The 20,645-nt window shown below is 73.8% G+C and carries 19 protein-coding genes; 7 read left to right on the top strand and 12 right to left on the bottom strand.

What is annotated here, in order from left to right:
* Positions 1 to 26 precede the first annotated feature (26 nt).
* Complete coding sequence (locus IE237_RS24125) at positions 27 to 1,490, bottom strand: MFS transporter (RefSeq protein WP_189804187.1); 1,464 nt, start codon at positions 1,488 to 1,490, stop codon at positions 27 to 29.
* A 65-nt stretch (positions 1,491 to 1,555) separates the two neighbouring features.
* Here IE237_RS24125 and IE237_RS24120 point away from each other — a divergent pair, with 65 nt between their 5' ends.
* From IE237_RS24120 to IE237_RS24110, 3 genes are all read left to right on the top strand, one after another.
* Positions 1,556 to 2,338: an ArsR/SmtB family transcription factor gene (locus tag IE237_RS24120; RefSeq protein WP_189804186.1), complete on the top strand. Its 783-nt coding sequence runs from the start codon at positions 1,556 to 1,558 to the stop codon at positions 2,336 to 2,338.
* 193 nt (positions 2,339 to 2,531) lie between these two features.
* Positions 2,532 to 2,933, top strand: coding sequence for a cupin domain-containing protein (locus IE237_RS24115; protein WP_229842856.1), 402 nt, complete (start codon positions 2,532 to 2,534; stop codon positions 2,931 to 2,933).
* A 276-nt stretch (positions 2,934 to 3,209) separates the two neighbouring features.
* The gene (locus tag IE237_RS24110) at positions 3,210 to 4,049 is read left to right on the top strand and encodes a dienelactone hydrolase family protein (protein ID WP_189804184.1); all 840 of its coding nucleotides are present in this window, start codon (positions 3,210 to 3,212) and stop codon (positions 4,047 to 4,049) included.
* Between the two features lie 16 nt (positions 4,050 to 4,065).
* Here the strand turns inward: IE237_RS24110 and IE237_RS24105 are convergent, their stop codons facing one another.
* Entirely contained in the window at positions 4,066 to 5,094 is a 1,029-nt protein-coding gene (locus IE237_RS24105) for a 2-dehydropantoate 2-reductase (protein WP_189804183.1), read from the bottom strand.
* A 221-nt stretch (positions 5,095 to 5,315) separates the two neighbouring features.
* Complete coding sequence (locus IE237_RS24100; RefSeq protein WP_229842855.1) at positions 5,316 to 7,988, bottom strand: LuxR C-terminal-related transcriptional regulator; 2,673 nt, start codon at positions 7,986 to 7,988, stop codon at positions 5,316 to 5,318.
* A gap of 185 nt (positions 7,989 to 8,173) precedes the next feature.
* Between IE237_RS24100 and IE237_RS24095 the strand changes: the two genes are divergently transcribed.
* Positions 8,174 to 8,647, top strand: a complete 474-nt coding sequence (locus IE237_RS24095) for an ATP-binding protein (RefSeq protein ID WP_189804279.1) — start codon at positions 8,174 to 8,176, stop codon at positions 8,645 to 8,647.
* A gap of 67 nt (positions 8,648 to 8,714) precedes the next feature.
* Here IE237_RS24095 and IE237_RS24090 read toward each other — a convergent pair whose 3' ends face one another.
* Both IE237_RS24090 and IE237_RS24085 read right to left on the bottom strand, forming a co-directional pair.
* The gene (locus IE237_RS24090) at positions 8,715 to 9,437 is read right to left on the bottom strand and encodes a class F sortase (protein ID WP_370468254.1); all 723 of its coding nucleotides are present in this window, start codon (positions 9,435 to 9,437) and stop codon (positions 8,715 to 8,717) included.
* Between the two features lie 111 nt (positions 9,438 to 9,548).
* Positions 9,549 to 10,175 carry a hypothetical protein gene (locus IE237_RS24085; protein ID WP_189804182.1) on the bottom strand — a complete coding sequence of 209 codons (627 nt, stop codon included), beginning with the start codon at positions 10,173 to 10,175 and terminating at the stop codon, positions 9,549 to 9,551.
* 319 nt (positions 10,176 to 10,494) lie between these two features.
* On the opposite strand from IE237_RS24085, the gene IE237_RS24080 reads away from it, so the two are divergent.
* Positions 10,495 to 11,061, top strand: a complete 567-nt coding sequence (locus IE237_RS24080; protein ID WP_189804181.1) for a HutD/Ves family protein — start codon at positions 10,495 to 10,497, stop codon at positions 11,059 to 11,061.
* A 7-nt stretch (positions 11,062 to 11,068) separates the two neighbouring features.
* Here IE237_RS24080 and IE237_RS24075 read toward each other — a convergent pair whose 3' ends face one another.
* From IE237_RS24075 to IE237_RS24060, 4 genes are all read right to left on the bottom strand, one after another.
* Positions 11,069 to 12,514: a purine-cytosine permease family protein gene (locus IE237_RS24075; RefSeq protein ID WP_189804180.1), complete on the bottom strand. Its 1,446-nt coding sequence runs from the start codon at positions 12,512 to 12,514 to the stop codon at positions 11,069 to 11,071.
* 200 nt (positions 12,515 to 12,714) lie between these two features.
* On the bottom strand, positions 12,715 to 13,989 hold the full coding sequence (locus IE237_RS24070) for an MFS transporter (RefSeq protein ID WP_189804179.1): 1,275 nt from the start codon (positions 13,987 to 13,989) through the stop codon (positions 12,715 to 12,717).
* Positions 13,990 to 14,003: 14 nt separating this feature from the next.
* Positions 14,004 to 15,386: a GH1 family beta-glucosidase gene (locus tag IE237_RS24065; protein WP_189804178.1), complete on the bottom strand. Its 1,383-nt coding sequence runs from the start codon at positions 15,384 to 15,386 to the stop codon at positions 14,004 to 14,006.
* 83 nt (positions 15,387 to 15,469) lie between these two features.
* The gene (locus IE237_RS24060; RefSeq protein ID WP_189804177.1) at positions 15,470 to 16,129 is read right to left on the bottom strand and encodes a TetR/AcrR family transcriptional regulator; all 660 of its coding nucleotides are present in this window, start codon (positions 16,127 to 16,129) and stop codon (positions 15,470 to 15,472) included.
* A gap of 135 nt (positions 16,130 to 16,264) precedes the next feature.
* Here IE237_RS24060 and IE237_RS24055 point away from each other — a divergent pair, with 135 nt between their 5' ends.
* Both IE237_RS24055 and IE237_RS24050 read left to right on the top strand, forming a co-directional pair.
* On the top strand, positions 16,265 to 16,936 hold the full coding sequence (locus IE237_RS24055) for a helix-turn-helix transcriptional regulator (protein ID WP_189804176.1): 672 nt from the start codon (positions 16,265 to 16,267) through the stop codon (positions 16,934 to 16,936).
* A gap of 32 nt (positions 16,937 to 16,968) precedes the next feature.
* A complete protein-coding gene (locus IE237_RS24050; RefSeq protein ID WP_189804175.1) occupies positions 16,969 to 17,469 on the top strand; it encodes a DUF3291 domain-containing protein in 501 nt (166 codons plus the stop codon).
* 21 nt (positions 17,470 to 17,490) lie between these two features.
* On the opposite strand, the gene IE237_RS24045 is transcribed toward IE237_RS24050, so the two are convergent.
* The 3 genes from IE237_RS24045 to IE237_RS24035 form a co-directional block, all read right to left on the bottom strand.
* The gene (locus IE237_RS24045; protein ID WP_189804174.1) at positions 17,491 to 18,723 is read right to left on the bottom strand and encodes a serine hydrolase domain-containing protein; all 1,233 of its coding nucleotides are present in this window, start codon (positions 18,721 to 18,723) and stop codon (positions 17,491 to 17,493) included.
* 185 nt (positions 18,724 to 18,908) lie between these two features.
* A complete protein-coding gene (locus IE237_RS24040) occupies positions 18,909 to 19,604 on the bottom strand; it encodes an alpha/beta hydrolase (RefSeq protein ID WP_189804173.1) in 696 nt (231 codons plus the stop codon).
* 139 nt (positions 19,605 to 19,743) lie between these two features.
* Positions 19,744 to 20,562, bottom strand: a complete 819-nt coding sequence (locus IE237_RS24035; RefSeq protein WP_189804172.1) for an SDR family NAD(P)-dependent oxidoreductase — start codon at positions 20,560 to 20,562, stop codon at positions 19,744 to 19,746.
* Between the last annotated feature and the right edge of the window lie 83 nt (positions 20,563 to 20,645).

Genomic DNA, 20,645 nt, shown 5'->3' with positions numbered 1-20,645 from the left:
CCCGGGGCGACGGGACGGGCGCGGTGTCACCCGGCGCGGGCGGCGTCCGCCCGGCGCCCGGTGACCGCGGCCAGTACCGAGGCCAGCAGGAACGCCACCGCGGCGATGACCGCCGACGTGTGCAGCCCGCCGATCAGGCCGCCCGTCGCGCCGAGGAGCGTGCCGAAGAGGGCCACCCCCAGCGCGCTGCCCACCTGACGGGACACGTTGAACACCGCGGACGCCGTGCCCGCCTTCTCCGTGGGACTCGCCTCCATGACGGCCACGGTGGAGGCCACCACGGTGACCGGCGTCGCGAGACCCGTCGCCATGAGCGCGAACAGCAGCACCGCATACGGGGTGTCGGGACCGGCGGCGAGCCAGCCCAGGAAACCGGCGCTCCCGAGCAGCAGCGCGCCGGCCATCGGGACGTACGGACCGGTGCGCGCGGTCAGCCGGCTCGACAGCGGCGCCGCGAGGAAGCCCATGCAGACCGACGGCAGCAGGGCGAACCCGGTGCTCAGCGCGCTGAGTTCACGCTCCTGCTGGAAGTACAGCGTGGCGACGAAGAGCAGCCCGTAGTAGCCGAAGCTGAGCAGCAGGCCGATGACGATCGTCGCCGAGAGCCGCACCTCGCGGAAGAGCGACAGCGGCAGCAGGGGCCGCCTGCCGTCGGGCCGCACCGACGAGCCCTTCTCCAGGCGCAGTTCGACGGCGACGAAGGCGGCCAGGCACACGACGCCCCCGGCGAACAGGGCCAGCACCTCCGGCGAGGTCCAGCCCGCCGACCCCGCCTCGTTGAGCGCGCCGGCCACGCCGAGCAGCCCGAGCACGCCGAGCACCAGACCGGCCGGATCCATCCGGCCGGCCCGGGCCCGCCTGCCGGGGGCCGGTACGTGACGCAGGGTCAGCAGCACCGCCACCGCGGCCACGGGCAGGTTCACCCAGAACACCGCACGCCAGTCGAACCCCGCGACCAGCAGGCCGCCGACCGCCGGCCCGGCACCGAAGGCCACGGCCGAGACGAGACCCCAGTAGCCGACCGCCCGGGCACGCTGCGCCCGGTCGGGATAGGCCGCCTGCAGCAGGGCGAACGACGCGGGCACCAGCAGCGCGGCCCCGGCACCCTGGGCCAGCCGGGCGGCGATCAGGACCCCCGCCGAGGGCGCGAGCGCGCAGCCCACCGACGCGGCCGCGAAGACCCCGAGACCCGAGAGGAACAGCGTGCGGTGCCCGAAGCGGTCACCGAGTCCGCCGCCGAGCAGCAGCAGCCCGGCGAAGAAGGCGCTGTACCCGTCGACGATCCACTGCAGGTCCGAGGGTCCGGCGTCGAGCGAGTCCTGGATGGCGGGCACGGCGACGTTCACCACCGTGACGTCGAGCATCACCAGGAAGTATCCGAGGCTCAGCGCGATGAGCGGCGGGAGCGACAGGGGCGGGGGGCCCGGCGGCGGGGCGGCGGACGCGTCGGGGGTGCGCGCCGGGGAGAGGGAGGGATCCGTGGAGGTCATGAGATCCAGTCTCGGGGCGCAACACTTCGTCGCCTGTCGAAGTGTCGCCGGAGTACGCTTGCCGCATGGCAAGGACGACGACCGGTCGACGCCGGGACCAGGTGCACCACCAGCCCGACATCGCCAGGGCCGCGCATCTGATCGCCGATCCGTCCCGCGCCCGGATGCTGAAGGCGCTCAGCGACGGACGCGCGCTGGCCGCCGGCGTGCTCGCCGCCGAGGCGGGCGTGAGCGCCGCGACGGCGAGCGCCCATCTGGGCAAGCTCGTCGAGGCGCGGCTGGTCGACATGGAGAGCGTCGGCCGGTGCCGCTACTACCGCCTGGCCAACCCCGACGTCAGCCTCGCCCTGGAGGCGCTGGCCGTCATCGCGCCGCCCCTCCCGGTCACCTCGCTGCGCGAGAGCAGCACCGCCGGCGCCCTGCGCCGTTCCCGCACGTGCTACGACCACCTCGCCGGCCAACTCGGGGTGACCCTGCTGGAGTCCCTGCTCACGGGCGGCCTGCTCGCAGGACACGACGGCACCCACCACCCCGGGCGGTCGGTGCGCGACGGCGCCTCCGGATACGGGCACGACGTCGACTACCGCCTCACCGACACCGGCCGGGAGACGCTGGCCCGGTTCGGCCTCGACCTGGACGGGCTGCCGGCCCGCCGGCCGCTGATCCGCTACTGCGTGGACTGGAGCGAACAGCGGCACCACCTCGCGGGCGCGGTGGGCGCGGCACTCACCGCACGGCTCTTCGCCCTGGGCTGGCTGCGCTACGGCTCCAGCCCCCGGGTCGTCCATGTGACCGAGGACGGCGCCGACGGCCTGGCCGGCACGTTCGGGCTGCGTCTGGCGGACTGACCCGGGCCCGTCGGCCCGCGGGCCGGGACCTCGGCCGATGGACGTACTCCTCCGGAGGAGCGGGACCCGCCGTCTCCTCCGATGAGCGATGACGTGCCGCCTCCCTCCGGCGAACCTGGTCGGGCCGAGGAACCACCGCACGACACCGGTCCGCGCGTGCGCGCACCGGCAGAAGCAGAGGGAGAACACCGACGTGCCCACGACGCCGCACCCCGTCGGCAACCGTACGCAGCGCAGCGTGACGGTCCTGCGCGACCTGCTGTCCCCCGAGGCGCTGGACTCCGCCGCATGGCGGCGCTGGCGGGAGCCGGGCCGTACCGGCACCGCCCTCCACGCCCTGTACGAGACCGACGACGACCGGCCCGCGACGGCCCAGCTCATCCGCTTCGATCCGGGCGCCCACGGGGATCTGCACGAGCACCTGGGCTACGAGCTGATGTTCGTCCTCCAGGGAGAGCTGCTCAACGACAACGGCGACCGCTACCGGGTCGGCGACCTGGTGATCGAGGAGCCGGGCAGCGTCCACCGCATCAGCACGGAGACCGGCTGCACGCTGCTCGGGATACGCGAGGCCCCCGTCGTACCGAAGAACTGAGGGAGGCCGCCCGGGCGACCGCGGTGTCCGTCGCGGTCGCCCGGGCGCACGGACCCCGGCTGCTTCTGCCGGCCCACGGTCTCCGCCACGGGAAGCAATCGCAGGCGGCTGTCATGCGACTGCAAGACGCACGTCACAATTCCGATCAACAGGGGTGGCCGGGCCGCCTCCGGCCGCTCATGGGAAAGGGGTGCGGGCGGAGCTACCGGCGGGTAACGTGTCGGGTGCCGGCATGCCCGCGCGTACGGCGATCCCCTTCCGGGAACTGGAGGACACGTGCCCGACGACGCCTTGCCGGATTTCACCCACGAACGGTTCACGCACGGGGGGCGCACCCACGGGGTGCTGCGCTCCGGCACCGGTCCGGCCGTGATCGTCATGGCCGAGATCCCGGGCATCACCCCGAAGGTCGCCCGGTTCGCGCGTCAGGTCCGGGACATCGGCTGCACCGTCGTCCTGCCCGACCTGTTCGGCACCGCGGGGCGCGATCCCGACCCGAAGGCGCACGGCTGGGCGGGGGCCGCGAAGACCGGCCTGCGCGCGGCCGCCCAGGTGTGCGTCAGCCGGGAGTTCACCCTCCTCGCCGCCGGCCGCACCTCCCCGGTCGTGGGGTGGCTGCGCGCCCTGGCCGCCCAGGAGCACGAACGGTGCGGCGGCCCGGGCGTCGGGGCCCTGGGCATGTGCCTGACCGGCGGTTTCGCCCTGGCCATGGCGACGGACGACCGGCTCCTCGCGCCCGTGCTCTGCCAGCCGTCCCTCCCGCTGGCCGTGACCGACCGCAACCGCCGCTCGATCGACATCTCACCCGACGACCTGCGGACCGTCCGGCGGCGCTGCGAGGAGGGCCTGACCGTCCTCGGGCTGCGCTTCCGCGGCGACCGCCTCGCCCCCGGAGCGCGCTTCGCCCACCTCCGGGAGCAGTTGGGGGACGCCTTCGTCGGCGTGGAACTCGACGACGACTCGGCGAACCCCGACGGCCTGCTGCCGCCCCACTCCGTCCTGACCGAGCACCTCGTCGACGCACCCGGCCAGCCCACCCGCCAGGCGCTCGACCAGGTCCTCGACCTCTTCCGGCGACGCCTCCTCGAACCGACCGCGACCCCCGCGTCCGGCTGAACCGGGGCCGGTCGGTTCAGGCCCGGCGCAGCGCGCCGAGCAGCTCCGGGCCGGACCAGGAACGGCGGCCGCCCGGGCGTTCGGCCTCGTGGACCAGGGCCGCGAGCCGTGCGTTCACGGGTGCCGTCAGACCGTGCCGTTCCGCCAGGGCCACGACCTCGCCCTGGAGGCCGTCGACCTCCGTGGCCCGCCCCTGCTCCAGGTCGTCCCACATCGAGGACCGCGCCTGGGCGTCCACCCGGAGGCCGGCGGCGGCGACGCGGCGGAACAGGCCGTCGGGCAGGCGCAGGATCCGTGGCATGAGACGGGCCGGTGCGGGGCCGAGCCGGGCCGGACGCACTCCCGCCGCGGCGAAGGCGGCCAGCGCCTCCTCCTGGCACAGTGCGAGACACCTCCGGTACGGGCGCGCGCCCAGCTGTTCCCGCAGCGGCAGGCCGGACAGTGCGTTCACCGCGTTGTTGAGGTTCATCAGCAGCTTCGCGTGCTGCACCTCGCGCATGTCGTCGCGCGGCTCGACCGGCAGCCCGGCGGCGGTCAGCGCGGCCACGAGCGGTGCCGAGGCGGCGCCGCCGTCGAGCATCAGAGCCCCGCCCGTGCCCTGGTGGAAGGTGTCGGGTGCGGTCCGCGCGACGTTGTACGGCACCATGCCCGCGAGCACGGTGACGCCCGGGAGCTCGTCCCGGAGCAGCCGGGTGTTGTGCAGCCCGTTCTGGAAGCTGACGACGACGGCGTCCGGGCGGAGCCGTCCGGCCAGTTCCCGTCCGGCCGTCACCGTGGCGGCGGACTTCACGGTGACCAGGACGCAGTCGGCGCCGGCCACCGCGTCCGGCTCCGTCGTGAGCGTCAGCCGCTGCCGGGGGAGGTGGACCGCGGGGCGGCCTCCGCCGCTGAGCGTCACCCCTCCGTGCAGCCCGTCCAGTACGGAGGGCCGCCCGATCAGCGTGACGTCGGCGTGCTGCGCGAGGTGGCCGCCGAGATAGCAGCCGATGCTGCCCGCGCCGAACACCGCGATCCGCAGCCTCCGGTCTCCCGTGGGGTGAGGCATGTCGGCATCGCTCCCGGTCGTAGGGGTTACCAGAAGGTAGGCGGGATCGGTGCGGGCAGCAAGGGGCACGGCGCGCCTCTTGGGCGGCAGCTGCGGGGGCCCGGCGGGTGGCAGGCCCGTTGCGGCGCCGCACGGGGTGTGAGTGCGGCGCCGCCCGAAGCGATCATGGCGCGAAGAGGGGCTCCCGGTCTGTCCGGAACGGGATCATCACGGATACGCAATCAATTCCCGGCCCCCTTGAGCGCCTGCCCGAGGCCCTGCCGTGAGAGCGCGCCGCTCTTCTGGATGGCACGGGCGACGTGCTGCTCGACGGTCCGCGGAGACAGATGGAGCGTGGCGGCGATCTCCCGGTTGGTCATCCCCGCGGCGGCGAGTTCGGCGACCTCCGCCTCACGCGGGGACAACAGGTCGCCGTACCGGGGACGGCCGGGCGGGCGGGGCTCCGCGACGGGACGGTGGTGGCGCAGCTCGGAGCGGGTGCGCGCGGCGTCCCAGGTGGCGCCGAGCGTGTCGAAGGCCGTGGCGCAGTCGGCGAGCACCGCGACGGCGGAGGCGCTGTCGCCGTCCTGCGTGAGGGCGCAGCGGGCCGCGCCCACGCGGGTCAGGGCCGCCTGATAGGGCCGGCGGATGGCCGTGTAGGCGGCGGCGCTCCGCTCGTACGCGGCCTCGGCCTCGGCCGTCCTCCCCGTCCGTTCGGCGAGGACGGCGTGGGTCCACGCGAGGGCGGCGGCGGCCGACGGGGCGTCCTTGCCGTCCAGACCGCCCGCGAACTCGGCGGCCATCTCACGGGCCGTGTCCGTGGCTCCCGCGCGTACGGTCGCCTCGACCGCCCAGGGAGCCAGCTCGGCGGCCCAGGGCCAGATTCCCTTGGTGCGCAGCCGGTCCCAGGCCGCCGCGGCCTCGGAGGCGGCGGCGTCGACGTCCTCGTGGGCGAGCGCGAGTCTGATCAGGGCGCCGGAGGCCGCCGCCGAGATGGGGACCGGGCCGCTGTCCAGGTCGGCGGCGCCCGGCCCGGTGAGATGGTCGACGGCGTCGGCCCATTCACCGCGGGTGAGGGCCAGGAGGCCGAGGACCAGCCGGGCGTCGGCGACGAGGTAGGGCATGTTGCCGGCCTCGTCGACGAAGGTGCGGGCCCGGGCGGCGAGCCCCGGCCAGCGCCCGGTCGCCCAGTCCAGGACGAGGGTGCAGCCGTGTCCGGTCTGCTCGGCGTACGCGGCGCCGCTGCGGGCCGCGAGGGCCACTCCCTCGGTCAGCAGGTCGCGCGACCGCTCGTAGTGGCCGAGCCACACCGTCGCGTCGGCGGCGTTGCACAGTCCCCGGGCCGCGTGCTGCCGGCACCCGACGAGCTCGCTGTCCCGGGGAAGACCGTCGATCAGCGGCCAGGCGGCCGGGTCGCCGCTGTTCAGCAGGACGCTCACGTGGTTGGCGGCGACGGCGGCCCGGATGACGGGGTCCCCCGACGCGTCGGCGACCTTCACGGCCCGCTCGATCCAGGCGATGTTCTCGGCGAACGGCGCGTCCGGCCCGTACGGCATGGCGAGTGCCGCCATCGCCCGGGCCAGCGGCACCGGCCGGCCGGCGAGGTCGTCCACCGCCCGCGCGAGCTCGGCCCTCCCCTCGACGACCTGGCCCATCTGGTTGCACAGCAGAAGACCGAGGTCCAGGCGGATCTCACCCCGGACGGCCGGCGGAAGTCCGGCGTCGGCCACGATGTGCCGCAGCACGTCGTGCGTCTGGTCGGACCGCAGACCCACCACGGCGCAACGGGCGAGGAGCGTGGCGAGGCGGGGGCGGGCGTGCCGGGGAACCGGACCGGTCGCCAGCGCCGATTCGAGCAGGCGCGCGGCGCGCTGCTGCTCACCGTCCTCCTCGAACCGCTGGGCGGCCCGCTCGACGGCGACGAGCCATCCGCGTTCGTCGCCGCACGCACGGCGGTGACCGGCGAGTCGTTCCCAGGGGACCGGCTGGCGCGTGGCCAGCAGGCGCGCGGCCCTCCGGTGCAGCAGTTCGAGGACGGGGCCGGGCGTCCAGCGCCGGACGGTGTCGGCGGCGAGCGGTGAGGAGAGGCCGTACCTGCCTTCGCCGTGCACGTCGAGCGCGGCCCGCCGCACGGCGGTCAGCAGCGCGTCCCGGCCCGGCGCCGTGGCGAGCCCGGCGACGGCGGCGAGTTCCCCGGCGGTCGCGGGCTCGTCGAGGACGGCGGCGGCGAGCACGATCGCACGCTGCTCCTCGGGCACGGCGACCACGCGGCGCAGCGTGAGGGCCGCGAGCCGGGGCGGCGTGCCGAGCCCGGCCACGTCGGCGGGGCGCGGCTGGCCCGCGGCCGGGCCCCGGGCGGTCAGCAGGTCCAGCAGATCGGCGACGGTCTGGGCGACACCGCCGGAGGCGTGGTGCAGGGCCTCGGCGAGCCCGGCCGGACACCGGTCCGCGCCGAGCGCGTCCACGGCCCTCCGGCGCACGGCGGCGAGGTCCAGGGGGCCGACGACGTGCCGTACCACCGTGAGACGCGCCGGGAACTCCGTGTCCGGCCCGAGGATCAGCCCCGGTACGGGCAGCTCCTCCGGGCGGCAGCTGAGGAGGCACACCAGGTGGGCGGGCGGGTCGGCCAGCAGGGCCCGGAGCGCGGCGACGTGCTCGGCGGACGCCCGGTGCACGTCCTCGACGACCAGCAGAACCGGCCGGTCGGCGGGCAGGGGCTCGCCGAGTGCCACCCGGCGGGCCGTGTCGGGCGCCGCCTCCCGGAGCCGTTCCACCAGCCGGCTCTTGCCGGTTCCCGCGGGGCCCTCGACCAGGACCAGCAGGGGGCGGCCGGGCGCTTCGGCCGAGAGCGCCGCCCTGAGCCTGCCGCGGAGCGTGGCCTCGGCCTCGTCCGCGGTTCCGGCGGTGTCGGACATGACGCGTCACCCTGTCTTCAGGACCTTCGCCCAATTGTTTGGGTATCCGTACTCAGTCTGCCCTGATTGCCGCGTGCCCCGGTCCGCGGGCAGCGTGGGTGCGGTAAGGCCCCCACGGCCGTCGGGTCGGCGGGGCCCGCTTCCGACGCGATCGGCCGCGCAGGCAGGAGTCCGGCGTGAGAAGCATGACCCGTCCGAGCCCCGCCGGTGCGCCCCGGGGAACCGTCGAGGCGCCGCGGCGCGAGCTCGCGCCGGCGCCTTCCCGCACCAGGCGGCTGCTGGCCGTGAGCGCGGTGGCGGCGACGCCGTGTTCCGTGCCGCTCCTGCGCCGTCTGGCGCGATCGGTGGCCCGCCGGCGGCGGCTGTCCGAGGCGGCGGAGGAAGCGCTCACCGTGATCGTCACGGAGCTGGCCACCAACGTGGTCCTGCACAGCGGCAGTCCCGATCTCGCGGTGATGTTCGAGGCGGACGACTCCTTCGTGACCGTCTCGGTCCGTGACGGAGGCCGCTGGCAGCCGCGTACGGCACCGCGGTGCGAGGACGTGGACATGGACGCCTCGTTCGGCCGGGGCCTCGCGCTGGTCGAGGCGTACGCCACGGCCACGTCGGTACGGGGGTCCGCAGAGGGAACGCTGGTGCGCGCCACGATCGCCCTCTGAGCCGGGGACCCGAGGCGGGCCTGGGCTCGGAGGGCGATCGTGGCGCGGACGCCGGACCGGCTCCGGGTCAGTCGGTGGGCTTCTCCAGGTGGGCGAAGACGACGAGGTTCTCGGTGTAGTCCTTCGCCTTGCGGTCGTAGGGGCCCGCGCACGTGATGAGCCGGACGAGCGCGTTGGGGGTGTCCTCGTAGACCCGCTGATCCGGGAAGTCGTCCTTCTGGAACTCCTCCACCGAATCGACCATGAACACGGCCTCGGTGCCGTCGGCGCGACTCACCTCGAAGGTGTCTCCGGCCTTGAGCTCGTCGAGCCGGGCGAAGACGGCGGGGGAGGTGGCCGTGTCCAGGTGGCCCGCGATGATCGAGGTCCCCAGTTCGCCGGGGGAGATGCCGGACTCCTGCCAGCCCACCAGGTTCGTGTTGTCCGCCGGGGGCGGGTCGAGCGCACCGGACGAACCGATCTTCAGACCGACGAAGGGCGCGTCCACTCCGATCCTGGGAATCCTCAGACGGGTGGGAGCCGACCTCGGCATCGACGGACCGGCCGCCGGGGCGGCACTCGGCGAGGCGTGGCGCGAGGCGCCGGGGCGGGACGACGGGGCGGGGGCCGCGCGACCGGACTCGGCGGCGGCCGCGGGCCGGGCCGGCGCTTCCGTGTCCTGGTCGGACATCCCCGGACGGAGGACGAGCAGAAGCACGGCGAGAACCAGCGTCCAGAACACGGCGGGGACCACCCACCGCGGGAATCGCCGGGGGGCTCCCGCCTCAGCGGGATCCGGTCGGGTCGACACCAGGGGCTCCTTCGGACTCGGGCGGAAGATCCGGGATGGGTGGGGTACGGAGGTGCGGGAGGCCGGACGCGGGGGCCGCCGTCCGGGAGGCGGCCCCTGCGTCCGCTCTTCTCACGCAGCCGCGCCGGCGGCCTTCCTGCGGCGGTACAGGACGAACCCGGCGACTCCACCGGCGACCAGGGCCGCGCCGGTCACGTTCGTGGTGCTGCTCGCGAGGCCGCCTCCGCCCGTGTGGACGCCGCCCTTCGGCTTCTCCGGCTTGTAGCCGCCGTCTTCCTTCGACTTGTCCTTCTCGGTGTCCTTGCTCCAGTCCTTCTGCTTGTCCTTCTCCGTGTCCTTGGTCCAGTCGTCGGCGTTCACGAGGGAGAGGGCGCCGGAGCCGGTGTGCATGCCGCCCTTGGGCTTGTCGTGCTCCTTCTCCCAGCCGCCCTTGTCGTGGTCCTTCTCGGGCTTGTCGCCCTTGTCACCCTTGTCCTGCTCCTTCGACCACTCGTCGCCGCCGATGAGGGAGAGGGCGCCGGAGCCGGTGTGCATGCCGCCCTTCGGCTTGTCGTGCTCCTTCTCCCAGCCGCCCTTGTCGTGCTCCTTCTCGGGCTTGTCGCCCTTGTCGTGGTCGCTTTCCTGGCTCTGGGAGGAGCCGTCCCAGTCGCCTGCGGTGATCGCGTAGGCGCCGGGTGCGGCGAGCGCCAGGGTGCCGGCGGTGGCGGCCGCGGCGAAGAGAATGCGGGCAGAGCGCATCGCTGAACTTCCTTCCGTACGCCGCGTCAGCTGACCCACTGTCGGCTCTTCATACGCGGCGACATGGCTCACCGTCAGCTGCCTCCGAAGCGCCTGCCACTTGGGATGGTGCATACGGGCTCAGTGCGAACGGGCCCCGTATCGCGCCTCTGCCCACGTCCTCGTGGCCGCGTCGACCGCCCGATGTATCACTCCTGAGGGTGACCGCGACCGTGCGGAAGGTGACGGTCCGGCAGGTGCGCAGGCGTGCCACACTGGGGCCTCGAATGCGCCGTCGGGGGTGATCCGCGGCCGTACCGCACGCAGCACGGGAGCCCGCATGCACCAGTTCGACGTCGAGAGCCTGGTGGCGGGCCGGTGGCGGAACGGCGGGGGCGCCACCAGGGAGATCGTCTCGTGGCCGGTGGGCGGCGAGGAGTTCGAGTGGCGGGCGAGCGTCGCCGACATCGACCGGGACGGGCCGTTCTCGGCGTTCCCCGGGGTCGACCGGACGTTCACCCTCGTGGCGGGCGACGGTGTGCGGCTGAGCGCCCCCGGGCTGTTCGACCGGACGGCGCGCGCGGGGGAGCCCCTCGCGTTCCCCGGCGACCTGGAGCTCGCCGCCGAGCTGCGGGGCGGGGCCTGCCGGGCGTTCAACATCATGGTGCGGCGTGGCCGCCGGGCGGCCCGGGTGGCCCGGGTGACCGGGCCCGTCGTGCCGCCCGGCGGCCACGCCGGGGTGTTCTACGTCCTGGACGGCCGCTGGCGGGCCGGGACCGGGCAGAGCCCCCTGGCCGCCGGACAGGGCCTGTGGTGGGACGAGGGTGACGAGGCGCCGGGCGGAGCGTTCGCACCGCTCTCGCCCGACGCCGTCGCCCTGTGGGCGGATGTCCCGCCCGTGAGCTGAGTACGGATCAGCCGACCGTCGCCGCCGTGCGGTCGTCGTCGCCGGCCGCCGGGTGGACGGTCTCGGCGGGCGGGTCGGCGGTGCGCCGCACCCACAGCCAGTACAGGGCCGCGGTGACCAGCAGGCCGACGATCCACGAGATGTCGGCGCCGTCGAGCTTCTCGGTGATCGCTCCGGTGTACAGCTTGGTGGCCAGGAACGGGATCTGTACGGCGACACCCACGACGTAACAGGTCAGCGCGGTGACGTTCCAGCGTCCGTAGCGGCCCTCCGGGTCGTACAGGGCGGGGATGTCGACCCGCTCGCGGGAGACCAGGTAGTAGTCGACCAGGTTGATCGCGCTCCACGGGGTGAACACCATCAGGATCAGGAGCACGAAGTTCTTGAAGTTGTTCAGGAAGTCGGCGCTCGCGGCGAGCGCGATGCCGATCGACACCGCGGTGAAGCCGACGATGTAGGCGGCGCGGGCGGTGGCCGAGATCCGTGAGCGGCCGTCGAAGGCGGTGACGGTCGTCAGGATGGACATGAAGCCGCCGTACGCGTTGAGGCAGTTGACGGTCAGCTTGCCGACCACGATCACCAGGTAGATGAGGAAGGCGAGGGCCGCGGGTCCGGCCAGGTCGCCGAGGAAGCCCACCTGGTCGGTGAGGAAGGCCTTGCCCGCCACGGCCGCCGTGAGCGCCCCGAGGGTCATGGCCCACTGGGAGCCGATGACGGAACCGGCGAACGTGGACCAGAACGTCGCGCGGGTGCTGGTGTCGCGGGGCAGGTAGCGCGAGTAGTCGGCGACGTACGGGCCGAAGGTCAGCTGCCATCCGGCGCCGAGTCCCACGGCGAGCAGGAAGGTCGCCGTCTCGAATCCCTTGTTCCCGACGTGGGCGCCGACGTCGTACTGGGTGAACACCCGTACCAGCAGATAGCCGAGGCCGAGCACGCCGACGACGGTGGCGACGCGGCCGGCGGCGTGGATGAGCCGGTAGCCGGTGACGGCGACCACGGCGGTCAGTACGCCGAAGACGAGGATGCCGACCCGCGCGTCGTCGATGTGCAGCATCTCGGACAGCGCCTGGCCGGCCAGCACGCTGCCGGTCGCGGCGAAGCCGAGGTACATGAGGATCACGAGCAGCAGCGGCAGGACCGCACCGTGGACGCCGAACTGCGCGCGGCTGGAGATCATCTGCGGTACGCCGAGCCGCGGGCCCTGCGCGGAGTGCAGCGCCATTACGATGCCGCCGAGGACGTTGCCGATCAGCAGGGCCGGTATCGCCCAGAGCGCGTCGGCGCCGAAGACGACGGACAGCGCGCCGTCGACGATCGCGGTGATCTGCATGTTGGCGCCGAACCAGAGCGTGAACTGACTGCGCGGCGTGCCGTGCCGCTCGGCGTCGGGAATGACCTCGATGGTGCGCCTCTCCATCGCGAGTCGTTCCCCGGGGGTGTGCTGGACCGGCATGTTGGAGACCTCTCCCCGCAGCGATTCCTGTGTATCCGGACGAACCGCAGCCGTCTGCCCGCGCTGCGGTGCGCCGAATCTCGCATAGGGGCCAACAGGGATCAAGACTCTGAATGAACAATTTCAGTCAGTGGGACGCCTCCCGTGCCGGGCGTCCGCGCCGGGCGGCACCGAGGACGGCCGGGTCGCACCCCGGATGGTCAGGCCACACCTCGGATGCGATGGACGAGCAGACCGCCGGCGAGGATGACCAGGGCCGCGGTGGCGTACAGGCCGGTGTACCCGCCGAGGTGGGCGATGACCGGAGAGGCGAGGGCGGGGGCGAGGACCTGGGGGCCGGAGTTCGCGATGTTGATGACGCCGAGGTCCTTGGCCCGGTCGGCCGCCTCGGGCAGGACCTGGGTGACCAGGGCCTGGTCGACGGCGAGGTAGACGCCGTAGCCCGCGCCGAGGACCGCCGCGGCGGCGAGGGCGGACGGCCAGGTGTGGAGCAGCGCGAGCAGCAGCGCGGCGGCGCCCATCACCACCGAGCAGAGGACGACGTACCCCTTGCGGCGTCCGGAGCGGTCGGACAGCACCCCCACCGGGATCGCCGTGAGCGCGGCGCAGAGGGTGTAGACCACCGTCAGGATCAGCACGCCGGTGCCGGGATCGCCGTAGTGGACGGCGTCGGCGAGGAAGTAGAACAGGTAGAGGGTGCCGAGGGCGTTGCCGAGGTTGATCAGGAACCGGGTGAGCCAGGCCCAGCCGAAGTCGGGGTGCCGCCGGGGACTCACCCAGAACGAGCGGGCGAAGGCGCGGGCGTCGAAGGCGGGGCGCAGCGCCCGGGGCAGGGCCGGCTCGGTCTGGCGCAGGACGAAGGGGAGGGCGAGGACGACGGTGAGCACGGCGAGCGTGACGTAGCCGGACCGGACGCCGGTGACCAGGAGGGTGGTGATCAGCGCCCCGAGGACCAGGCCGATGGACTGCATGAGGCCTGTCCAGCCGGAGACCACCGCGCGCTGGGTGAGCGGCACGCGGTCGGCGATCGGGGTGGTGACACCGGCCAGCATCGCGTTGAGCCCCGCCTGCGCGAGGCACCAGCCGACGGCGACTCCCGCCACGGTGTGCTGGGACGCGGTGAACGCGAGGCCCGCCGCCCCGGCGAGGGCGCCGCCGAGGATCCAGGGCCGGCGTCGGCCGAACCGGCTCGTGGTCCGGTCCGACCACGCACCCGCGAGCGGATTGGCGAGGACCGCGACGAGTGCGCCGAGGCCGGTGACGAGCGACAGGGCCGTGTTCTTGTCCTGCGGGTCGATGTGCTCCAGCTGGAGCGGCAGCAGGATCTGAATCGGCGTCATGAAGGCCATGAAGACGGCGAGGGTGGCCAGCGAGAGGCTCGCGGTCCACCCGGCCTTGACCGGGACGGTGGGCTCGGCGAGGACGGCGGCGCCGTCCGCCGCGGCCGCCGCGTCCTCCGCGGGGGCGTGGGCCATGATGACTCCGTCGCTCAGGGCTGCTGGGAGGCGATCAGGTCGCGGTACCACGCGAAGCTCGCCCGGGGGGTGCGGCGTCGGGTGGCGAAGTCGACCTCGACGAGGCCGAAGCGCTGGTGGAAGCCCTCGGCCCACTCGAAGTTGTCGAGCAGCGACCAGGTGAAGTAGCCGCGCACGTCCACGCCCCGGGTGACGGCGTCCGCGACCGCGGCGATGTGTCCGGCGAGGTAGTCGATGCGCTCCCGGTCGTCCGGCCCGGCGGGCTGCGAGCAGCCGCTCTCCGTGATCCACACCGGGGGCAGGGCGTCGCCGTAGCGGTCCTTGAGGCCGGTGAGCAGCTCCGTGAGCCCGTCGGGGACGACCGGCCAGTCGAACGAGGTGCGCCGGTACGCCTCCTGAGGTTCGGTCAGATCGAAGGGCAGCCCCGCGGCCGGATCGGCGGGGGCCGTGACCCAGGTCGGGTTGTAGTAGTTGAGGCCGAGCCCGTCCAGCGGCGCGGCGATGACGTCGAGATCGCCGTCGCGCACCACGCCTCCCCAGCTCGGGTCGGACATGCCGTACGCCGAGAGGTCGGGGTAACTCCCGAGGAGGACCGGGTCGTTGAAGAGGCGGTTGTGCAGGGCGTCGTAGGCCGAGGCCGCCGCCGCGTCCTCCTCCGACCGGGCGTCCGGGCGCAGGCGCACGGGCGAGCAGTTGTTGGCGATCAGCACCTGACCGTCCGGAACCGCGGCCCGCAGCGCCGCGGTCGCGAGGCCGTGGCCGAGCAGCTGGTGGTGTGCGACGGGCAGCGCGTCCAGCATCAGGGCGCGCCCGGGGGCGTGGACACCGAAGGCGTAGCCGAAGGACATGTGCACGAAGGGCTCGTTCAGGGTGATCCACCGCTTCACCCGGTCGCCGAGCCGCTCCGCCGTCACCGCCGCGTACTCGGCGAACCGGTGCGCGGTCTCGCGGTTCAGCCACCCGCCCTCGTCCTCCAGGGCCTGCGGCAGGTCCCAGTGGAAGAGGGTGGGCGTGGGCTCGATCCCGGCGCCGAGCAGCGCGTCGACCAGCCGGTCGTAGAAGTCGAGGCCGCGCGGCTCGACCTTGCCCGCACCGGTGGGCAGGACGCGCGGCCAGGAGACCGAGAAGCGGTACGCGTCGAGCCCGAGTCGACGCATCAGCGCGACGTCCTCGTCGAACCGGTGGTAGTGGTCGCAGGCGACGTCGCCGGTGTGGCCGTCCCGGACGGCCCCGGGGCGCCGCACGAAGGTGTCCCAGATCGACGGTCCCTTGCCGTCCTCGTCCGCCGCGCCCTCGATCTGGTACGCGGCGGTCGAGGCGCCCCAGACGAAGCCGGCCGGGAGCCGGGGAGGCCGGGGGAGTGCGGTGGGATCGATGGGGCTGGTTGTCACGGGCACCTGCCTTCGCTGCTCGCCGTCCGAGGTGGGCCGCAACGTAACATGAACACTCGTTCACGTTCTACGGTCCGGACCCGGCGGATTCACCCCTCGGCGGCGGCCAGCCGGCCGCGCAGGTCCACCCAGTAGCAGTCCAGCATCCGCTTGAGCTCGTCCACGGTCTCCAGGTCCGGCTCGCCGTCGCCCTTGAACACCTCGTGCAGCACGGCGTTGGCGGCCCACACCACCATCCGCGTCGCCCGGCGCACCGGCTCACCGCCGGGCCCGCCCGTCAGGTGCTCCACGATGCGCCGCAGGCCCTCGGCGATGAGCGCGTTGCTCGCCTCGTCGGCCCGGGCCAGCTCGGGGCTGAGATGCCGCCCCGCCCACAGCGCCATGCCGCCCGGCTGGGACCGGAACAACTCGGAGTAGACGTCGACCATCGTGCCCACCAGATCGGTCAGTTCGCCCTCGACGGCCCGCTCGACGAGCTCGTCGATGGCGCTTCCGAAACCCTCCAGATATCGCCGGCCGAGCGCGTCCACCACGGCGCCCTTGTCCGGGTAGAACTGGTAGATGCTGCCGACCGGCACGCCCGCGTCCTCGGCGATCCGCCGCATCGTCAGCGCCTCGTACCCCTCCTGGGAGAGAAGCCGGTCGGCCGCGCCGAGGATGGCCTCGACCCGTGCCCGGCTGCGCGCCTGCCGAGGCTCCCTCCGCACGCGCGGCTTCGCTCCCGGCTCCGGCTCCGTCGCTTCTGTCACCACACGCTCCCGGTCGTCCGAAGGGGCGAACGTAACACCCGGGTGCGCGGGAGCCGGCCCCGTCGGGCGTGACGCCCGCTGCCGGACGGGCCGCCCGTTTCTATCGCCAATCGGCATTGTTCCTAGAATGGGCGCGTGGAGGACATCGACGCGATCGCGGTGCTGCAGGACCCTGTACGACGCCGCCTGTACGAATATGTGGTGGCACAAGGCCGCGAGGTCGGCCGCAACGAGGCCGCCGAGGCCACCGGGGTGGCGCGCACGCTCGCCGCCCACCATCTGGACAAGCTGACCGGCGCCGGACTCCTCGAGAGCGGCAGCCGCCGGCTCTCCGGGCGCTCGGGTCCCGGGGCCGGCCGTCCCGCCAAGGTGTACACCCGGGCGCGGGGCGAGCGCTCGGTGTCGCTCCCCGCGCGCGACTACCGCACCGCCGCCGAGCTGCTCGCCGAGGCCGCCGAGCTGGCCGGCCTCGACGCGGGACTCTGCGCGGCGGCGCGCCGCAGGGGCGAGTCCCTGCGCGGTTCGGCGGGGCCCTGCGGCGGCCTCGACCAGGCCGTGGAGACGCTGGCGGCCCGGGGCTACGAGCCGTATCTGGAGGGTGCCGAGGAGGGGGCCGGTCCGGTCGTACGGATGCGCAACTGCCCCTTCCATGCCGTCGCCGAGAGCTTCCCGCCGCTCGTCTGCGGCATGAACCTCGCCCTCCTGGAAGGGCTGCTGGGGGAGGAGGGTCCCGTCCGTGCGCGCCTGGACGCCCGGCCGGGGGAGTGCTGCGTGATCGTCGAGGCTTCTAAAAACAACGATGATTGACATAGAAAAGCGACCCGTGCTGGGATGAGGCCATGACCACACCCACGCCCGCTTCGCACCTCGCGCAGCTCAACGTCGCCAAGCTCCGCTTCCCCCTCGACGACCCGCGCGTGGCGCCGTTCGTCGAGATGCTCGATCCGGTCAACGACGCCGCCGACGCCGCCCCCGGCTTCGTGTGGCGGCTCGTGGAGGACGGGGAGGCCGACGCCACCGGCCTGCGCCCGCTGGGCGACGACGTCATCGTCAACCTGTCGGTGTGGGAGACCCAGGAGGCCCTGTGGGACTTCGCCTACCGCAGCGGGCACCTGGAGGTCATGCGGAAGCGCCGTGACTGGTTCCACCGGCACGTCGAGGCGCACCTGGTGCTCTGGTGGGTCCCCGCCGGGCACGTGCCGACCGTCGGTGAGGCCGTGGAACGGCTCGCGCACCTGCGGGCGCACGGCCCCTCCCCCCGCGCCTTCACCTTCGCGTCCGCCCACACCGCCGCCGAGGCCGCCGGGCACGCGCCGGACGGGGAGCCGGCGGCGGTCTGACGCGGACCCCGACGTCCGGGCTCAGCCGAAGTCGGGGATGGGGTGGCCCGGGGCCAGGGCGGCGGCGATGCGCTGGGTGATCACGTGCGCCGTGTGGCCGTCCGCGGCGTCCGGGCCGTTGGTGGTCGAGACGGCGATGGACAGGCGCTCCGACGGCAGGTACGCCTGCGACGCCGAGTACCCGAAGAACAACGGGTGCTGGGACACCCAGTCGCCCAGCACGAGCAGGCCCATGCCGTAGTGGGTGGCCTCGGTCTGCGCGATGCAGACCGTCGCCGGGCACCTCGCGGTGGCGTGGCCCAGGCCGACGGTCCCCGGGTTCAGCAGCTCCCGGTACGCGGCCGGGGAGAGCAGCCGGCCCGAACCGATGCCGGCGGCCGAGCTCGCCAGGTCGCAGATGTCGGTGGTCTCCACGGCGCCGGGGGCGGTGGTCCACGAGGGGTTCCAGAAGCTGGACTCCTCGTACGTCCCCCGGTCCGAGGTGAAGGCGTGCAGGACGGGCTCGGGGATGTCGGGGGTGAAGCCGTTCCGGGTCTCGCGCAGGCGGAGCGGGCCGAGGACCTCCCGCTGGAGCAGGACGTCCAGACGGGTCCCGGTGATCTTCTCCAGAGCGGCGCCGAGCAGCACGAAGTTGGCGTGCGAGTAGCTCCAGTTGGTGCCCGGCTCGTACCACCGCTCCTTGCTCGTCGAGAGCCTCACCAGCTCCTCGGCCGTCCACTGGCGGAAGGGGTCGGCGGAGACGGCCTGCTGGAACTCGGGCAGGCGGACGTAGTCGACGAGACCGGTGGTGGAGGCGGCCAGCATGCGCAGGGTGATCCTGTCGCCGTCCTGGAGCCCGGGCAGCCAGCGGGTGACGGGGTCGTCGAGACCGACCCTGCCCTGGTCGACGAGGCGCAGCAGCGCGGTGCCCATGTAGCTGATGGCGATGTTGCCGTTCCGGAAATGCATGGCGGGCGTCGCCGGTACGCCCGTCATCGACTCGCCGAGCGCGGTGGTGACGATCTCGCGGCCGTCGGCGGTGACCCGCAGGATCACGGACTCGAGGCCCATGTCGGCCTTGGCCTGCTGGGCGATCCGCAGGATGTCGCGGGCCGGGCCGCCGTCGGGCAGCCGGGAGGCGACGCAGGGCCGGCGGTGACCGGGGTCGGCCGCCGGGGTGCCGGCCGCCGTGGCCGGGGCGCTCGGCGTGACGAGCGCGACGAGGGCGGCGGTCGCGGCACGGCGCGCCCTGGGCGTGGAACGGGGTGGTCTCATGGCCGGAGTATTCGCCGGTGCCGCCCGCGCGGCGGCCGACGCGGAGCCGACCCGCGCGAACATCACCCGTCAGGCCCGCGCGACAGGACCGGGCCGCCGCGCGACCGGACCGGGCCGCCACGCGACAAACCGGGCCCCCGACGCGCGGGAACGCGGCGGCGGCCCGGTCCGCGAGGGCGGTCCGTTCAGTCCGCGGTCCCGTTCACGGCGTCCTCGATGAGGTTGACGACGTCCTCGGGGCGGGAGGCCAGGGAGGCGTGGCTCGCGTCGAGTTCGACGGTCTTGCGCGGGTTCATGCGCGCGGCCATGCGGCGCTCGTTGTCCGGGTGGATCATGCGGTCCTCGGTGGACACCTGGTACCAGACGGGCTTGTTCCGCCAGGCCGGCGCGGTGACCTTGTCGCCGAAGGCGGAGGCGAGCGGCGCCTTCTGGGTGACGGCCATGACGAGCGCCGCGTCGGGGGAGAGGTCCTGGGCGAAGCTCTCGTGGAACTTGTCCTGCTTGATCCAGAGGTAGCCGTCGGAGTCGGGGGCGATGTTCGCGAAGGCGGCGGGCGGCTTCTCCTCGGTGATCCCGCCCGGGCTCTCCCCGGCGTCGGGCGCGAAGGCCGCGATGTAGACGAGGGCGGTGACGTGGGGGAGGTCGCCCGCCTCGGTGATGACGGCGCCGCCGTACGAGTGGCCCACGAGGACCACGGGGCCGTCGACCTGCCTGACCATCTTGCGGGTGCGCTCGGCGTCGTCGGCGAGCGAGGTGAGCGGGTTCTCCACGGCGTGGATCCTGTCGTAGCCGCGCTTGTTCAGCTCGACGATGACGTTCGCCCAGTGGGCGGCGCCGCCCCAGAAACCGTGGACCAGGACGATGGTGGGCTTCTCGCTCATGGCTCTCTTCCGTGTCGATCCGTCTTCGGCTCTTCAGGGGCATCACTGAGAGTGAGTCTGCTGTGCGGCGGGCGGCGCGTCGCGGTGCGCGGTGCAAGGGGGTGACGGCGCCGCGCCCGCGTCCGTACGACCGTGGTCGTCACGCCGTTCCGATCAGGTCGTGCGTCAGCTTCATCAGGCGCTCGCGCACCCCGCGGTCGTACGCCTGGTCGTGGGCCCGCGCGTCGGTGAACTGGTCGAAGTATCGGCCCGTGACCGTGGCCAGCTCCGGGTCCAGGAGCAGCCGCACGGTCGGGCGGACGCCCTCCTCCGTGGTGGTGACGGGCGTGAGGCCGTAGGCGCGGACGGCGGGCGTGTCCATCAGATGGGCCGGGTGGAGGGCGTTCACCGTGACTCCGGTGGCCGCCAGTTCGGCGCCCAGCTCGAAGGTCGCCATGATCATGGCCAGCTTGCTGCGGCAGTAGGCGCGCAGGCCCTCGTAGTCGCGCTCCATCATCACGTCGTCGAGATCGACTGCCTCCTGCCCCATCGAGGCGACGTTGACGACCCGCGCCGGAGCCGAGGCGGTGAGCAGCGGCAGCAGGGCACGGGTGAGCGCGTACGGAGCCAGGTGGTTGACCGCGAAGCGGAGTTCATGACCCTGGCCGCTCAGCTCCCGGACGAGCGGCCGAGAGCCGCCCCCGGCCACCGCGTTGTGGACGAGGCCGTCGAGGTGCGGCTCCGCGGCCCGTATCCGCGCGGCCATCGCGTGCACCTGGTCGAGGTCGGAGAGGTCGGCGAGATACGTACGGACCGTGGTGCCGGGGCCGGCGGCCCGGGCTTCGGCCGCCACGGCCTCCAGCCGTTCGGCCTTCCGGCCGTGCAGGAGGAGGGTGCCGCCGCGGGGCGCCAGGTCGAGCGCGAGCGCGCGCCCCATGCCGTGGGTGACGCCGGTGATCAGAGTGGTGTGCTGGGTCATGGCGATCACGCTGTCAGCAGTCGGCGGCCGCGGACAGTGTGTGCCGCACCTGGTGTCGGCACCACCAGGCTCGGGAGCGCGGC

The organism is Streptomyces tanashiensis, assembly GCF_014648895.1.
Classification (GTDB): Bacteria; Actinomycetota; Actinomycetes; order Streptomycetales; family Streptomycetaceae; genus Streptomyces; species Streptomyces tanashiensis.
Note: the sequence above shows the minus strand (reverse complement) of the source record. Positions and strands in the feature narration are given on the sequence as shown.

Coding starts and splice junctions, on each gene's coding strand:
- IE237_RS24085 (WP_189804182.1), bottom strand. CDS start 10,175: ATGCGCTCTGCCCGCATTCTCTTCGCCGCGGCCGCCACCGCCGGCACC.
- IE237_RS24125 (WP_189804187.1), bottom strand. CDS start 1,490: ATGACCTCCACGGATCCCTCCCTCTCCCCGGCGCGCACCCCCGACGCG.
- IE237_RS24070 (WP_189804179.1), bottom strand. CDS start 13,989: ATGGCCCACGCCCCCGCGGAGGACGCGGCGGCCGCGGCGGACGGCGCC.
- IE237_RS24100 (WP_229842855.1), bottom strand. CDS start 7,988: ATGTCCGACACCGCCGGAACCGCGGACGAGGCCGAGGCCACGCTCCGC.
- IE237_RS24050 (WP_189804175.1), top strand. CDS start 16,969: ATGACCACACCCACGCCCGCTTCGCACCTCGCGCAGCTCAACGTCGCC.
- IE237_RS24075 (WP_189804180.1), bottom strand. CDS start 12,514: ATGCCGGTCCAGCACACCCCCGGGGAACGACTCGCGATGGAGAGGCGC.
- IE237_RS24040 (WP_189804173.1), bottom strand. CDS start 19,604: ATGAGCGAGAAGCCCACCATCGTCCTGGTCCACGGTTTCTGGGGCGGC.
- IE237_RS24095 (WP_189804279.1), top strand. CDS start 8,174: ATGACCCGTCCGAGCCCCGCCGGTGCGCCCCGGGGAACCGTCGAGGCG.
- IE237_RS24105 (WP_189804183.1), bottom strand. CDS start 5,094: ATGCCTCACCCCACGGGAGACCGGAGGCTGCGGATCGCGGTGTTCGGC.
- IE237_RS24120 (WP_189804186.1), top strand. CDS start 1,556: ATGGCAAGGACGACGACCGGTCGACGCCGGGACCAGGTGCACCACCAG.
- IE237_RS24080 (WP_189804181.1), top strand. CDS start 10,495: ATGCACCAGTTCGACGTCGAGAGCCTGGTGGCGGGCCGGTGGCGGAAC.
- IE237_RS24035 (WP_189804172.1), bottom strand. CDS start 20,562: ATGACCCAGCACACCACTCTGATCACCGGCGTCACCCACGGCATGGGG.
- IE237_RS24045 (WP_189804174.1), bottom strand. CDS start 18,723: ATGAGACCACCCCGTTCCACGCCCAGGGCGCGCCGTGCCGCGACCGCC.